A 14,915-nucleotide genomic window follows, 5' to 3' on the forward strand; every position below is an offset into this window, starting at 1 on the left:
TGTGCTGCTCGCCGGCAATCTAATGGACGATGCGGACGCTAAGCACGACGCGTCGCCCAACGCCTCGCCATGAGTGCCACGAGTGCGAGGCCGAGCGCCGTTCCGATCGCGCCGCGATGCATGTCCAGTTGCAGCGACGCGCACGTCTCTTTTGCCTCCGCATCGAAGCGACCGCGTATGCGGTGCGCGCCGTGGACCGGCTGCCACAGATCGACCGGCCGCCCGGGCGCGGGCGGTGTGTCGCGCTCCTGCGCCGCGTAAGCCTTTCGCGCGAGATAGCGATCGAGTAGACCGGGCGCGACCTTCGTCGCGAGGATAGCCTTGATGGAAGAAAGCCCGACGAACATTTCGCGGCGCCGGTGCAGCGCGGCCCAGACGATCGCGCGCGCCGCGACCTCGGGCTGATAGACGGGCGCGACGGGCCGCGGGGCGCCCGGCGTGCGACATAGGGCCCAGTCGAACTGCGGCGTGTTCAACGCCGGCATCTGCACCATTGTCACGTGTATGCCGCTTTTCTCATGCTCCAATTCACATCGCAGGGCATCGGTAAAGCCGCGAATGGCGAACTTGGCGCCGCAGTAAGCCGATTGTAGGGGGATGGCTCGATAGGCGAGCGCCGAGCCAACCTGGACGATGACCCCGCGATTGCGCGTGGTCATCCGCTTCAGTGCCGCCATCGTCCCCCAGACGTAGCCGAGATAGGTCACGTCCGTTACACGCTCGAACTCGGCCGGCGCGATGCGTGCGACCGGCGAGAATACGGTTACCATTGCGTTGTTGACCCAGACATCGATCGGGCCGAGCGAGTCTTCGACTTGCTCCGCCGCTGCATCCACGGCATCGGCCTGGCTCACGTCGATTGCAATCGGCAGCGCCTTGACCCCCAGTGCGCGTGCAGCCTGGGCGGTGTCCTCGAGCGCGTGCGCGTCGCGAGCGATCAGCGCGACATCGGCGCCCTCACGTGCGAAGGCGAGCGCCGCGGCACGGCCGACGCCGGCGCTCGCGCCGGTCACGACGACGACTTTCGGCAAGGGGGAGTGCGGCATGGCAAGTCTCCTTGAAGTCGAACTTCTCCTCGACGGATGCGTCAAGCCCGCGGCGTCCGCGTCTTTTTGCATCCGTCTTCGCGTTCTCTTGCATGACGCATGCCGCGCATACCTTCTATCGATGAAGCTGTGTGCGCTGCGCGTAGCCGCCGTTTCATTGCCGGAGCCGGCGCGTGCGCGCAAGCGGCATTGCCTTTGCTGCAACCCGCCTCGTGCTTTCCCTTTCGTTGTTACAACGGTCCCCTTGTCATGAGCGCACTTGTCCTTTCCCGTCTGCAGTTCGCCTGGGTCATCGCGCTACATATCCTTTTGCCCGCATTCACCGTCGGCCTTTCTTGTTACATCGCGACGCTGGAAGTGCTGTGGTGGGCGACCGGACGCGATGTCTATCGCCGGCTCTCGGTCTTCTGGCTTCGCATCTTTGCCGTGTCGTTCGGCATGGGCGTGGTATCGGGAATCGTCATGCCGTTTCAGTTCGGAACGAACTGGAGTCGCTTCTCGGCCGCGGCGTCGAGTGCCATCGGCGCGCAGATGACTTACGAGGTGCTGACGGCGTTTTTTCTCGAATCCGCGTTCCTCGGCGTGTTGTTGTTCGGCCGCAAGCTCGTGCCGCAGTGGGCACATGCGTTCTCGGCGATCTTCGTCGCGCTCGGCACGCTCATGTCTTCCTTTTGGATTCTGGCCGTCAATAGCTGGATGCAAACGCCACGCGGCTTTCACATGGTCGACGGCAAGTTCGTGCCCGACAGCATGCTCGCCGTGATCTTCACGCCGTCGTTCCCTTATCGGCTCGCTCATACCGTGACTGCGTTCCTCGTGACGACGGCCTTCGTCATATTGGGCACGGGGGCGCACTATCTGCTCAAGCGGCGTGCTCCGGAAGAGAGTCGCGTCATGGTCAACATGGCGCTCTTTTTTCTGACTGTGATGGTTCCGTTGCAAATCGCGTTAGGCGATGCGCACGGCCTCAACACGCTCAAGTATCAACCTGTGAAAATCGCCGCGATGGAAGGCCTATGGGACACGGGCCGGCGCATACCGGCCAATCTATTCTCGATTCCCGACGACGAGAAAGAGACCAACCACTTCGAAATCTCCGTTCCCGTGCTTGGCAGCATCTATCTGACACATGATCCGAACGGGCTCGTGCACGGCTTGAAGGACTGGCCGCGCGAAGACCGGCCTGTGGTGCCGATCGTCTTCTTCGCCTTTCATATCATGGTGCTGATAGCGGTATTGATGCTGGTCGTGGTGGGGTGGGGCCTGGCGCTCTGGCGCGGACGAAAGCTCTACGCGAATCGGACGTGGCTCGCGCTCGCGCGCACCGCCATGCCGATCGGATTCATCGCGGTGATCGCCGGATGGACGACCACCGAGGCGGGCCGTCAGCCCTGGACGGTTTATGGATTGATGCGAACCGCCGATTCAGTGACGCCGTCGCTCACAACCGGCGATGTCGCGCTGTCGCTTGCGCTTTATGTCATCTGCTACATCGTGATTTTCGGCTCCGGGCTCGTCTTGATGAAGCGGCTCGTCCACATCGGCCCGACCCTACCCGAGGAGCCGCCCGCAATCAAGCCCGAGAAGCGCGCGGCGAGGCCGCTGTCGGCCGTGCGAGGTTCGTCCGATTCGACGCGCAACGAAGCCGCGTCCGTCCCTGGCACGGGAGGCGACGATGCATCCGCTTGACCTCGTACCGCTTTGGGCGGCCATTCTCGGCTTCGGCGTGCTGATGTATATCCTGCTCGACGGCTTCGATCTCGGCGTGGGCATTCTATTCTTGCTACGCAAGTCAGAGGCGGATCGCGACCTCATGATCGAATCCGTGTCTCCCGTCTGGGATTTCAACGAGACTTGGCTCGTGCTCGGCGGCACGGCGTTGCTCGCCGCGTTCCCAGGCGCATTCGCGATCGTCGTGCCGGCCGTCTACTTCCCGGTACTCATCATGTTGCTCGGCCTCGTCTTTCGCGGCGTGGCGTTCGAGTTTCGCGGGGTGCCCGAAGCGAACAAGGCGCTGTGGAACGTCGCCTTCTGCATCGGTTCGCTGATTGCCACCTTTGCGCAAGGCGTGGTGCTCGGTATGTTCGTCGAGGGATTTCCGCAAGCGAACGGTCAATACATCGGGACGAGCTGGAATTGGGTCAGGCCGTTTCCGATTTTCACGGGCCTTGGGCTCATCGCCGGCTACACACTCCAAGGCGCCACCTGGCTCATCATGAAGACCGAGCATGATTTGCAGCAGTGGGCGCGCCACGTCGCGCAGCGCGTCATGGTGCTCGTCTTCATCTTTATTGCAGCGGTGAGCCTCTGGACGCCGTTGATGAGCGCTCGCATCGAGGCGCGTTGGTTCAGCTGGCCCAACATTGCATTCTTCTCGCCGGTGCCGATCGTGACGGTGGCGCTCGCCGCGCTGCTCGTCTGGGGCGCGCGCGGCAAGCGCGAAGTGCTGCCTTTCGTCTGCTCGGTGGGACTCTTCTTCGTTTCGTTCACGGGGCTCGTGATCAGCCTTTGGCCCTACATTGCGCCGCCCTCGATGACGCTATGGGACGCGGCATCGTCGACCGTCACGCACGAGTTTCTCATGATCGGCACGGCGTTCGTGTTGCCGATCCTCATCATGTATGTGGTCTGGTCGTACTGGGTGTTCAGAGGAAAGGCGCGCGGCCATGCCGGGTATGGGCACGAATGACGATCGAGGCAGGACGGGATCGGTGAAGAACGGCTGAGACTAAGACTTCGCCGTCTTCACCTCACGCTTGCTACTTTTTCTCGTCGCCTTCGCCTTCTTCCACGCGCTCGAGCGAAAACACTTGCTCGCCGCGCGCGCCGTTGACGCTGTCGATATCGACGATGCCGCGCCGCTCGATGCGCCACCCTTCCCGCGTCGAGATCACAGGCATCGTGCCGCCGGCGCGTGTATCGAGGGTGACGAGACCTTCGTCCGGTATCGGCACGGAGTTCTCGGTCGTCGCGTTCGAGTAGACGATGTTGTCCTGCCACTGAGATTCCTCACGCCGGGCCTCGAGGCCCTTGCCGTCGGTATCCACGGTGTTGCCGGACGCTGCCATGCCCTTATTGTCTACGGACGCGATCCGCGCGTTTGCGCGTTCGACCGGGTCGCCGCTCTCATCCCCCGACGTTCCATGTTCGATCGGCGGTAAAGGCGCCGGATTCTTCGCGGCGACAGACTGGGGCGACGTGGAAACTTTCGTTTTGCCGAACTCGCGCGCCTGCGTCTTGGCATCGGGCGTCTCGGTGCCGGCCGCCGGCGTCTTGGCGGGACTCTTTGCGGCTATTTCATTTTGTTGCGCTTGGGTCGGGTTTTGCTCTGCATTTTGCACGATGGTTCCCCCACAATGGACTTGTGCACTCCTTTGATATGTCGCAACGGGCATGCCAAGGACGGCCCTATCCATCAGGCCTTTACAATTCACCACGTGCGCGCATCGCTGCGATACGGTCCGCCGTTCTGCAGGCGATTGCCTGAATGGTCAACGAAGGGTTCACGCCCCCCACGGTCGGGAACACCGAGCCATCGCAAATCCAGAGGTTGGGAATATCCCAGCTTCGGCAATCGGCGTTGACGACGCTGGTGCGTGGATCGTCGCCCATGCGTGCCGTGCCGTTCAAATGGCACGTGTCGTCGGTTTGAAGCCATATTTCGCGAGCCCCGGCGGCCGCTAACGCTTTGCCCATGAAGTCGAGCGCGTGACCGATGAGTCGCTTGTCGTTGTCGCAGAATGAATGCGTCACGCGCGCGATCGGAAGGCCGAGCGAATCCTTTTCGTCCGCGAGCGTGACCCGATTCGTCTCCTGCGGCATCGTTTCGCCGACCATCTTGAGCCCCGCCTGATGGTTGTACTTCGCCATCTCATCATGGAGTGTCTGCCCCCAAAGGCCACGTCCGTTTTGCACGGCAACCCAAGCATTCGGCAACGGGCCCTGGCTCATATAGCAATAGCCGCCGAAAAAGTCCTTGCCTTCATCGGTGTAGTTCCAGTGCTCGGTCATCGCGAGCGAAGGCGGTCCCTTGTACCAGCGCACCTCTTCGTTCATGATCCCCCACGCCGCCTGGTTAGCCTGCACCATCAGGTTCTTGCCGACGAGGCCTGACGATCGGTTCGCGAGTCCTTCGGGAAAGCGCGACGTCGCGGACATCAGCAAGAGGCGCGGCGTTTCGATCGCGTAGCCGGCAACGACAACGTTGCGAGCGCGCTGAAATTGCCAGCGACCCTCGCGGAAATATTCGATTCCCGTGCAGCGATCATTCGAATCGACATCGATGCGGCCCACCATGGCAAGGTCGCGGATTTCCGCGCCGGCCCGAACCGCGCGCGGTATCCACGTAACGAGCGCGCTTTGCTTCGCATTCGTCGAGCAGCCGGTCACGCAGAATCCGCGATAGACGCAGGGATGGGCGCGGCCGCGTGGAGCGGAGAGCGTTGCGAGCGGCGTCGGGCACCAACGGATGCCGAGCGCTTCGGCGCCGCGCGCAAGGACGAGTGCCGCTTCATTGAGCTCGTGCGCACGGTAGGGGTAGCGGGGCCTTGCGGGTCCCCACGGATAGCGCACGGGCCCGGATATCTTCAGCGCATCCTCGACGTAGCTGTAATAGCGCCACATTTCGCGCCAATCGACGGGCCAGTCCGCGCCATAGCCGAGCATGCTGCGCGACTTGAACCATTCGGGGCGAAAGCGCAGCGAGACCATCGCGAAGTGCACCATGCTGCCGCCTACCGCGCGTCCGCTGTTGTTGCTGCCGAGCTTCAGCGGCCAGTCGCCGTCGCAAATGCGGTCATCGGTCCAGTAAAGCTTCGCTTGGTGCGTCTCGTCCGACGCGAATTCCTCGAGCGGGCGCCACCATGCGCCAGCATCGAAAGCCACGACCGAAAAGCCTTGCTCGGCGAGCCGGCAAGCGAGCGTTCCGCCGCCCGCACCGGTGCCGATAATCGCGAAATCGACAGGCTCGTCGACGGGGTACTCGCGCATCGGCACCCAGCCGCCGATCGTAAAGACGTCGGGCGCGCGGCCATTCTTGCCGCGCGGCGTATGCATCGCGTCATCGAGCACGGGCGTTCCCCTTTGCAGCTTGCGCCTCGCGGCCCGGGCGCGCTTCGACGGCTTCCCAAGGGTCGCGCCGATTGGCCTGCATGCGGACATACCCGCGCGGATTGGCCGGGCCGCCGAAGCCGATCTCGCTCCAGGCGTGAGGATGCGAGTAGTAGGCGGAGCCGATGTCGTGCAGCAGACGAAGACTGAAAAAAACGTCGCACGGCATGCCCCGCCACGACGGATGATCGAGTTCGCCGCGCTGCATGCGGGAAAGCAGATCGAGTTGGGCCTCTTCGCTCAGGTCCGCGAAAGCCGCGTGATGACGTGCGCGGCTTTCCTCATCGATCGCGGCGAGACCGGTTCGCCAGGCTTCTCGCAGCGGCGGCAGGCGCGCGTCGCGGTAGCCGTCGCGGGCATCGTCGGCGAGCTTCGTATCGACGAGCCCTGCCACCGGGATGCGCGGCGGCGCGAAGCGTCGATGTTCGGCGTCGACGGACTCGTCGAGCGATTGCGGCACGATGGCGGCCGCGAGTGCGCAAAGCGCTCGCCATTCGGTGTCGGTGCAAAAGCGCGGCGCATTCGGTTGCGCGAGACGTTTCTCGATGACGGCGCGCGTAGCGTCGTCCCACGAGGGCGTATCGCGCTTCGCCAGCACGTCGTAGCCCGGATAGCGCGACCGAGCGGGTTCGTTCATGGTTGGCGGCCTCCCCTTTCATGCAACTCCGTCTCGCGCAATCGCAATGCCGCGAGGCCGGCCGTGGCAAGGGCGGTGAAGCTCGGCGGCGCCGGTAGCGGCGGCCCGTTCAGCACGTTCTGCGACCAGTTGCGCCAGCCGCCTTGTTGCCGCGCGACACCGCGTGTGTGGAACGCAACGCCGATCGCGCCGAGCGCGGCCGTGACGCGCAGCCATAGACGTGTCCACCAGCGCTCGCGCGGTGTGGCGAGCGCCGCGCGCAGAAGCAACGCGGCCGCAACCGGCGGCACGGAGACGGGCGCATACATGGCGCGGTGCTGAAATGCGCCGCGGAAATGCAGGAGGCCGACTTCGCCGACGGTGCCGGCGAGTCCCGCGGCCGTCAGCAGTGCGAGCGCCTTGCCGGCCGGCATCCCGAAGAGGCAGGGAGCGTCGGCGGGCTCGTCGCGCAGCCTCTCGCCGACCGCGCCGAGCGTGCCCGATAAAAACAGCGCCATTGGCGCGCCGAGCGGCGCCCCGTAAAAGAGGTTGTGCCAGCTCCAACCCCCCGGCCGTTTCAGCACGTTGTAGAGGTGAAAGCCCGTGCCGGCGATGCCCACGCCCGCCGCGGCCATGTACACCGCGCGGCGCAGGCTGTGGGTGCTCTCGAGGCGGTCGGCGCCGCCGTGGATGCCCGCGATCAGCGACAGTGCACCCGCTGCAAGCGGCACGAACATGCCCGGATTGATATACGAGCCGCGGTAGTGCTCGATGGCGGAATCGGTGAGCGCCGACCACGCGAGCAGCGCTGAGCTGCGGTTGAAAGCGCGCGCCGCGGCGATATGCGTGGCCATTTCCGCTGATGGGCGCGCTCGAGCGTGCTCGATGATTGCCGGCGCGACCGCTTTGGAGCGCCGCAGCGCGGGGGCATCGCGGCGCGCCGGTTTCGTGAATGCCCTCGCCGCGGCGATTCCGCCTGCTATGCCCGCTGCAATGCCCAGCGCCGTGAGCAGTCCGTCGTATGATCGGCTCATCGTGACGTCCGCGCGCTCATATCGCATAGCGCTCGGCGTCGCGGCGCTTGAGCTCCAGACCGCAGCCGGGGCGTGACAGATCGGGCACGATCGCGCCGTCCCGTGGACGCGGCGCGCCGTCGAACAGCATCGATTCAATGCGAACGTGGTCGTGGAACCATTCCTGGTGACGCAGGCGCGGCGCCGCCGCGGCAACGTGCAGATGCAACGCCGGCGCGCAATGCGCGGAAAGCGGGATGTGCCAGGCATCGCAAAGGTCAGCCGCTTGCAGAAAACCCGTCACGCCGCCGCAGCGAGTCAAATCCGCCTGCATGACGTCGACCGCTTCAGCTTCGAGCATGTGACGAAAATCATCGGCCGTATAACCATATTCGCCGGCCGCGATATCCATCGACGCCGGTGCTGCGCACCGCACCGCATTGAGTCCGGCGAGGTCGTCCGATGAGACAGGTTCTTCGAACCAGGAAACCCCGTGCTGCGCGAAACGCTCGGCACAGTCGAGTGCTTGCTTGACGGTGAGCGCGCCATTTGCATCGACGAAAAGCTCGCGCTCGCCGATGGCGTCGCGCGCCGCTTTCACGCGTTGCGGATCCCGCGCGGGATCGCTGCCGACCTTCATCTTCACCGCCCGGCAGCCGTCGTTCTCGACCCATCGCACGAATTGCTCGCGCAGTTGTGCGTCGGTATAGCTCGTGAAGCCGCCGCTCCCGTAGATCGGCACGCATTCGCGCGCCCTGCCGCCCAGCAGGCGCACGAGCGGGACCTCGACGAGCCGTGCATTGAGGTCCCAGAGCGCACAGTCGATGGCCGAGATGCCGGTCGCCGCGAGCCCGGAGCGGCCGAGGTTGCGCACGCGCCGCCAGAGTTTCAGTGAAAGCGCGCGGATGCGCCTCGCGTCCGCATGCAGGAGTTCAGGAGCGAGCGTATCGACGATGAGGCTCGCCGCGCTGGCATCGGTATAGGTATAGCCGAGCCCGGTGCAGCCGCCCGCATCGATTTCGACGACGACGATCGTCGTCGCATTCCATTCGAACGTGCCATCCGCTTCCGGCAGGTCGGTCGGAATTTTATAGGGCCGCGCGCGCACGGCCGCGATAGGGGTGGTATCCGTCGCGGCGTGAAAGTCGTCGGAAGCGTCTTTGATCGGCGTGGCGCCGGGTGCTGAGTTGGCGGGCGAATCCTGATGTGCGTTCATCGTGGTTCTGCGAAGGGAATGCTTACGAACGTGAACCAATCAGCAAGCGGCATGCCGCATGCCGGCCCCATTCGTCATGTTTGCTGCCATCCGCCGCCCAGCGCTTTGTAGAGCGCGACGAGATCGGTCGCGACTTGGGTCGTAGCCTGCACGTATTGCTGCTTAGCCTGCGCAAGGCGAGTTTGAGCATCGAGGACCTGAATGAACGTGCTGAACCCCTTCGCATAGCGTTCGCGCGCGAGATCGAATGCCGATTGGTCGGCATCGACGCTACGCCCGAGTGCGTCGCGGTGAGCCAGATCACTGCGGTAGACGGCGAGCGCATTGTCGACGTCGCGCAGCGCGACGAGCACCGTCTTGCGATAGTCGAGCGCCGCCTCGGCTTCCCGCGCGTTGCTGAGTCTTAGATTCGCGCGTAGCGTGCCGCCCGAAAAAATCGGCAGCGAAATGGCGGGCCCGAACGAATAAAAAAGATGGGACCAGCGGGCGAGGTCGGACGAGTACTGCGCACGCGTGCCGATTTGTCCCGTCAGCGAAATGTCGGGAAAGAACTGCGCGACGGCCACGCCGACGTTCGCCGTTGCCGCATGCAGTTGCGCCTCCGCCTGGCGAATATCCGGTCTGCGCCGCGCAAGCGTCGCGGGAAGGCCGATCGAGACGCTCGGAGGTACCGGCGGGACCGCTTCGTGCCGCTCCAGCTCAGCGTCGAGCGAACCGGGCGGTGCGCCCACGAGCAGCGCGAGCCCGTTCTCGGCTTGGACGATCTGACCGTCGTAAGGCGGCAGTTGTGCTTCGGTGTCGGCAACTTGCGCGGCGGCCTGCTTCACGTCGAGCGCGCTCGCGAGTCCGACCGACGCCTGACTTTGCGTGAGCCGCAGCGTTTGCTGAGCATCGTCAACGAGTTGCTTCGCGAGGTCGTATCCCGCTTGCGCCCCGCGCAGTTGCAAATAGGTTTGGGCCACCTCGGCCTCGAGCGAAAGCAGCGCGTCGTTGCGGCTTTCGCCGGCCGCCTGAACCTGAGCCTGCGCCGATTCGACCGACCGGCGCACGCGGCCGAAAAAGTCGAGCTCCCACGAAGCATCGAAGCCGGCCTGCCAGAGATTGATGGGCGAACTCAGGTTATTGAGTGCGTTTTTCAGGCCGTTACCGGCGGCGGCACCGGCACCCGGGGAGATTTTATCGATAGGCGAACCCGGCTGCGCGAGTCTGTCCGCATCGTCGTAAACTCCATTCTCTTGGAGAAGCCCTTTGAGCCCGAGTTGTTCGCGCTGATAGCGTGCGCTCGCGCGCAGGTTTGGAAGCCCTTGCGCCGCCGTCGATTGCACCTGGATACGCGCCTCGGCGATACGCAGGACCGCTTGCTGCAAGTCGAGATTGCCGGCCCGCGCGCGCTCGATCAGCCGGTCCAACATCGGGTCCTGAAACGCATGCCACCAGCGCGGATCCGGGTCGGCATCGACAACGACGGGCGATTCGTGCCGCGCCGCCCCCGCCGTTGCCGCCTTTTCGTTGCGCTGCAGGTCGTGCCATCCGGCGGGGGCATGCGCGTCCGGCGGGCGGAAATCGGGGCCGACGGTGCACGCGGCCAGCGTGGCGGCAACCGTAAGCAGCAGGCCGAGCGGGCAACGCAACGAGCGTGCGGAGCGTCTCTTCGTCGTCGCCATCGCTCAATGCCCCCCGCCACCGGCCGCCTTTCCGGGCGAAAAGAAGAACATGAAGGGCACGCAGACGGCGCACAGGATCGTCAGCATCGCGAACACGTCGATATAGGCGAGCATCGATGCCTGCTCGATATACGTCTGATACATCATTCCGTTGGCCGTTTGCGCGGCCAGCGCGGGAGGCTGACCGATGAAGCTCGTGATTGCCGCGGCACGCTCGTGCGTCGCATCGACGAAGTTCTGCGAAAGCGTCGACATATGCGGAGACAAGTGCGCCATGCGTGCCTGAGTCCGTTCCCGCACGAGCGCGGTGGAGACGGAAATACCCACCGATCCGAAGACGTTGCGGAACATCGTAAACAGCGCGGAGGCATCGTTGTTGAGATCGGGCGGTATGCTCAGATAGGCGATCGACGTGATCGGCACGAAGAGGCAGCCGATGGCGACGGATTGTGCCAGGCGCATTTTGACGAGCGTCTCGTAATCGATGTCGGGGGCGAGCGTGTGCGTGTACGCGAGCGCGGCCGCCAGCACCGCGAAGCCGAAAGCGATGATGAAACGCGTTTCGATTACAGGCATCAGGCGGCTCACGATCGGGATCTCCATCGTGATCAGCACGGCGCCGGGGGATAGCACGAGGCCCGCCAACGTCGCCGTGTACCCGAGGTGCTGTTGGGCCAGTTGCGGGATCAGCACCGCGCTGCCGTACAGAATCATCGCGAACGCTGACATGGCGGCGCAGCCGAGCGCGAAGTTTCGGTCTTTCATCACATCGAGCCGAACGACCGGGTGCTTCGCATAGCTGAGCCAGAGCGAAGCGCCAACGATCCCGATTGCCGCCAGCGCCGCGAACGTGCGAATGAAGCCGGAGCCGAACCAGTCTTCGTCCTCGCCCCGATCGAGCATGACCTGAAGACAGCCGAGGCCCACGGCCAAAAGCGCGATGCCGATATAGTCGATCGACAGCTTTTCGCCGCTTTTGCGGGCCCACGGCGGATCCTCGACGAGCGCCTGTACGCCGAGCGTCGCGACGATGCCGACGGGCACGTTGAGCAGGAACACCCAGCGCCAGGTGAAGTGATCCGTGATCCAGCCGCCGAGCGTCGGCCCGAGCACCGGGGCGACGACGATCGCCACGGCCGAAATCGAAAACGCGCGGTTTCGCTGGGCGGGGGGGAACGTATCGAGAATGATCGACTGCTGATTCGGTTGCAAGCCGCCGCCGAAGAACCCTTGCAGGACGCGAAATACGATAAGTTCTCCTAAATTCGTCGCGATGCCGCAGAGAAACGAGCAGACGGTGAACGAGACGATGCAGAGCATGAAGTAGCGTTTGCGGCCGATGAGCCGCGCGAGGAACGCCGAGATCGGCAGCACGATGCCGTTCGCGACGAGATACGAAGTCAGCGTCCATGTTGCCTGGTCGTAGCTCGACGACATCGTCCCCGCGATGTGCGGCAACGCGACGTTGACGATCGTCGTGTCGAGGATCTCCATGAACGCCGCCAATGTGACGACGACGGCGATGAGCCACGGGTTCGCTGAGGGGCGCCACTGCTCGGTCGGCATTTCGTCAACTCGTCGCTTGGGTCATATCGGTCACTTGAAATAGACGGTCGGCTCGACCGAGAGGCCGAAGGGCAACGGATGATCCTTCGGCATTCCGCTGTCGATGACGATTTTCACCGGCACCCGTTGGACGATCTTCACGAAGTTGCCCGTCGCGTTTTCGGCGGGGAAGGCGGAAAAGCGCGAGCCGCTGCCCTGCTGGACGCTGTCCACATGGCCATGCAGTTCGAGGCTCGGGTAGGCGTCCACGTCGATCTTGACTTTGTCGCCCGGGCGCATCCGATCGAGCTGCGATTCCTTGTAATTTGCTACGACCCAGACGGGCGGCGTCACGAGCGAAAAGAACGTCGTGCCGGCCTGCAGATAGCTGCCGAGCTGCACGTTGCGACGGGTGACCCAGCCGTCGGCCGGCGCGCGAATTTCGCACCAGCCGAGGTTGAGCTCGGCCTGAGCCAGCTGCGCATGGGCCTGAGAGACGGACTCGCGGCGCTCCTCGACGGCGACGGTCGCCTGGCGGATCTGATCGGGCACGAGCGCCGCCGTGGCGAGCCGTGCGTCGGCTTGCCGGACGTTGGCGCGCGCGGTCGCGGCGCGCGCGTCGGCCGCGTCGATGTTTTGCTGCGTGGTGGCGCGCAGATCGACGCCGTGCTCGCGCGCATAGTCCTTCTCGGCTTGCCGCAGGTCCGCGCGAGCCGATTCCGTTTCCGCCTCAGCCTGCCGATAGGCGGCCGGGTACTGCACGCGTGCGATGTCGAGCTGCACTTCGGCCGCATGTAATTGGGCATCGGCGAGGCCGAGCTGGGCTCGCGCTTCGTCGACGCGTGCCTGGTAGTCGCGCTTGTCGATGACAAGAAGCAAGTCGCCCTTGTGGACGTAGACGTTGTCGTTGATCGCAAGGCTGACGACGTAGCCGGAGACCTTCGGCGCGATTGCTATCGCGTTGCCGTCGGTATAGGCATCATCGGTCGATTCCTGGTTGCGTGTGGAGAACCACCAGAAGAACGCACCGATTCCGATTGCGACGACGGCGACCGCCAGAATGACGAGCGGCAGCTTTTTGCGCGGCTTACGTCCGTTTCCTGTGCCTTCCGACTCTTTCCGATCAGGGCGGTCGTCGCCGTTCGAGCGGCGTTCGCTTTTGCCCGCGTCTTCTTGATGGCCTGCTTGCTTGGAGGATTCTTCTCCTTCGTTCATGGGGTCAAGGCGGCAATGGGTTGACGAAAGAATGGATAAACAAACGTGCACGAACGTCCGCAATGGCCATGCCCGGCAGGTGCACTGGCATGTGCCGTGCGCGAGGCACTCGCAAGGGGTTCGGCCGCGCGCAAGCGTGCGCTGGCCAGGGAAATCCAGAGAAGCTTTTACACGGCGACGGGAGTGCCCGCGCAGCGGTTGCTCGGCCTGAATCAGGCATAAGCCTTGCGGCTCGCGGGACGTTCGATGCATCAACGAAAGGCAGAGCATCATGGGCGACAAAGACAAGGAAGTCCGGCAAGCGCAGGATCAACGTCATACCGATGAGCATGACGAACAGCGCGAGGAAGAGCGCATCGACCGAGGTGTCGAGGATACGTTCCCGGCCAGCGATCCGACGGCAGTCGGGGGTGCCACGCGAATCGAATCCGGGCGCGAGGCGAACGGCGAGGGCAAGCCGAGCGAAGACGACGGAGCGCCCGGTAGCACGCCCGGCAAGCAGCGGGACGACGATTCTTCCAGCGGACAATGAAAACGGCGCCGCTCGAGTATCTCGCCCATGCGGCGGGACCGGCGAGCGAGCCGACGCAGCAGCTGGAGTGGGCTCTCATCGCGTTGGTCTCGGCGGTCGTCATCATCATCACCGTCCTGCTCGTGGGAGCGATCGCGCGCAGGCGGCCGGGCGCGCGGACCGACCGCGTCGGGGCGGAATCGGTCGGTGTACGGTGGATCTATGTCGGAACGGGAATATCGACCGTCGCGCTGTTCGCGGCGCTCATTTATACGATGGTGACGCTCGAATCGGTGGCGTCTCCGCACCGCGAGCCCGGACTGACGATCGACGTCACGGCGTACGACTGGTGGTGGAAGGTCGAATACCCGGACCCGGACAATCCTTCGCAGAGCTTCGCGACAGCGAACGAGATTCATATTCCCGTCGGCGTGCCGGTACAAGTGAAACTGCGCAGCGCCGATGTGATTCACGCTTTCTGGGTGCCGCAACTCGCGGGCAAAACCGAGACGATTCCCGGCCAGATCAACGAGCAGTGGATTGAAGCCGATGCGCCGGGCATCTATCGCGGGCAATGTTCGCAGTTTTGCGGCGCGCAGCATGCGCATATGGCGTTCGAAGTCGTGGCGGAGCCGGCCGCGCAGTTCGATGCATGGCGCCGTTCGCAGGCGCAGGGCGCCGCGGCGCCGGCGGCGCCCGACGCGATCGCCGGCAAGCGCATTTTCAACGATCGTTGCGCGGGTTGTCATAGCGTGCGCGGAGGCGGAGCAGCCGGCATGCAAGGGCCCGACCTCACTCATCTCGCGTCGCGGCGCCTCATCGCGGCGGGCCAGCTCACCAATACGCCGGAAAACCGGCTCGACTGGATCGAGCACGCGCAGCAATTGAAGCGCGATTCGTTGATGCCTTCGATGCCGTTGTCGGCGTCCGATGCCACTGCCTTATCCGCCTATCTCGCCACACTGCAATAACAAAGGAGC

Annotated in this window: 13 protein-coding genes; 4 read left to right on the forward strand and 9 right to left on the reverse strand. The window is 64.4% G+C overall.

The window, feature by feature from the left end:
* Window positions 1-38: 38 nt before the first annotated feature.
* The gene (locus tag AB4Y31_RS21940) at window positions 39-1,046 is read right to left on the reverse strand and encodes an SDR family oxidoreductase (RefSeq protein ID WP_368675760.1); all 1,008 of its coding nucleotides are present in this window, start codon (window positions 1,044-1,046) and stop codon (window positions 39-41) included.
* Between the two features lie 249 nt (window positions 1,047-1,295).
* On the opposite strand from AB4Y31_RS21940, the gene AB4Y31_RS21945 reads away from it, so the two are divergent.
* Together AB4Y31_RS21945 and cydB are read left to right on the forward strand one after the other, a co-directional pair.
* A complete protein-coding gene (locus tag AB4Y31_RS21945) occupies window positions 1,296-2,735 on the forward strand; it encodes a cytochrome ubiquinol oxidase subunit I (RefSeq protein WP_368675761.1) in 1,440 nt (479 codons plus the stop codon).
* Entirely contained in the window at window positions 2,722-3,735 is a 1,014-nt protein-coding gene (cydB, locus tag AB4Y31_RS21950; protein WP_368675762.1) for a cytochrome d ubiquinol oxidase subunit II, read from the forward strand. Before AB4Y31_RS21945 ends, cydB begins: the two co-directional genes overlap by 14 nt.
* A gap of 70 nt (window positions 3,736-3,805) precedes the next feature.
* Here the strand turns inward: cydB and AB4Y31_RS21955 are convergent, their stop codons facing one another.
* From AB4Y31_RS21955 to AB4Y31_RS21990, 8 genes are all read right to left on the reverse strand, one after another.
* On the reverse strand, window positions 3,806-4,387 hold the full coding sequence (locus tag AB4Y31_RS21955) for a DUF3005 domain-containing protein (RefSeq protein ID WP_018443924.1): 582 nt from the start codon (window positions 4,385-4,387) through the stop codon (window positions 3,806-3,808).
* Between the two features lie 82 nt (window positions 4,388-4,469).
* Window positions 4,470-6,116: a GMC family oxidoreductase gene (locus tag AB4Y31_RS21960; protein ID WP_368675763.1), complete on the reverse strand. Its 1,647-nt coding sequence runs from the start codon at window positions 6,114-6,116 to the stop codon at window positions 4,470-4,472.
* Window positions 6,106-6,792, reverse strand: a complete 687-nt coding sequence (locus AB4Y31_RS21965) for a gluconate 2-dehydrogenase subunit 3 family protein (protein WP_368675764.1) — start codon at window positions 6,790-6,792, stop codon at window positions 6,106-6,108. Before AB4Y31_RS21965 ends, AB4Y31_RS21960 begins: the two co-directional genes overlap by 11 nt.
* Window positions 6,789-7,805: a hypothetical protein gene (locus tag AB4Y31_RS21970; protein ID WP_368675765.1), complete on the reverse strand. Its 1,017-nt coding sequence runs from the start codon at window positions 7,803-7,805 to the stop codon at window positions 6,789-6,791. The genes AB4Y31_RS21965 and AB4Y31_RS21970 overlap by 4 nt, the downstream gene beginning before the upstream one ends.
* A gap of 16 nt (window positions 7,806-7,821) precedes the next feature.
* On the reverse strand, window positions 7,822-9,000 hold the full coding sequence (locus tag AB4Y31_RS21975) for an enolase C-terminal domain-like protein (RefSeq protein ID WP_368675766.1): 1,179 nt from the start codon (window positions 8,998-9,000) through the stop codon (window positions 7,822-7,824).
* Window positions 9,001-9,074: 74 nt separating this feature from the next.
* Window positions 9,075-10,664 (reverse strand): efflux transporter outer membrane subunit, encoded by a 1,590-nt coding sequence (locus AB4Y31_RS21980; RefSeq protein ID WP_368675767.1) that lies wholly within the window; start codon window positions 10,662-10,664, stop codon window positions 9,075-9,077.
* Window positions 10,665-10,667: 3 nt separating this feature from the next.
* Window positions 10,668-12,230 (reverse strand): DHA2 family efflux MFS transporter permease subunit, encoded by a 1,563-nt coding sequence (locus tag AB4Y31_RS21985; protein WP_368675768.1) that lies wholly within the window; start codon window positions 12,228-12,230, stop codon window positions 10,668-10,670.
* A gap of 30 nt (window positions 12,231-12,260) precedes the next feature.
* A complete protein-coding gene (locus AB4Y31_RS21990) occupies window positions 12,261-13,424 on the reverse strand; it encodes an HlyD family secretion protein (RefSeq protein ID WP_368675769.1) in 1,164 nt (387 codons plus the stop codon).
* A gap of 271 nt (window positions 13,425-13,695) precedes the next feature.
* On the opposite strand from AB4Y31_RS21990, the gene AB4Y31_RS21995 reads away from it, so the two are divergent.
* Entirely contained in the window at window positions 13,696-13,956 is a 261-nt protein-coding gene (locus AB4Y31_RS21995; protein ID WP_368675770.1) for a hypothetical protein, read from the forward strand.
* On the forward strand, window positions 13,953-14,906 hold the full coding sequence (gene coxB, locus AB4Y31_RS22000; RefSeq protein WP_018443933.1) for a cytochrome c oxidase subunit II: 954 nt from the start codon (window positions 13,953-13,955) through the stop codon (window positions 14,904-14,906). The genes AB4Y31_RS21995 and coxB overlap by 4 nt, the downstream gene beginning before the upstream one ends.
* Window positions 14,907-14,915 lie beyond the last annotated feature (9 nt).

Source organism: Trinickia sp. EG282A (assembly GCF_040965455.1).
Classification (GTDB): domain Bacteria; phylum Pseudomonadota; class Gammaproteobacteria; order Burkholderiales; family Burkholderiaceae; genus Trinickia; species Trinickia symbiotica.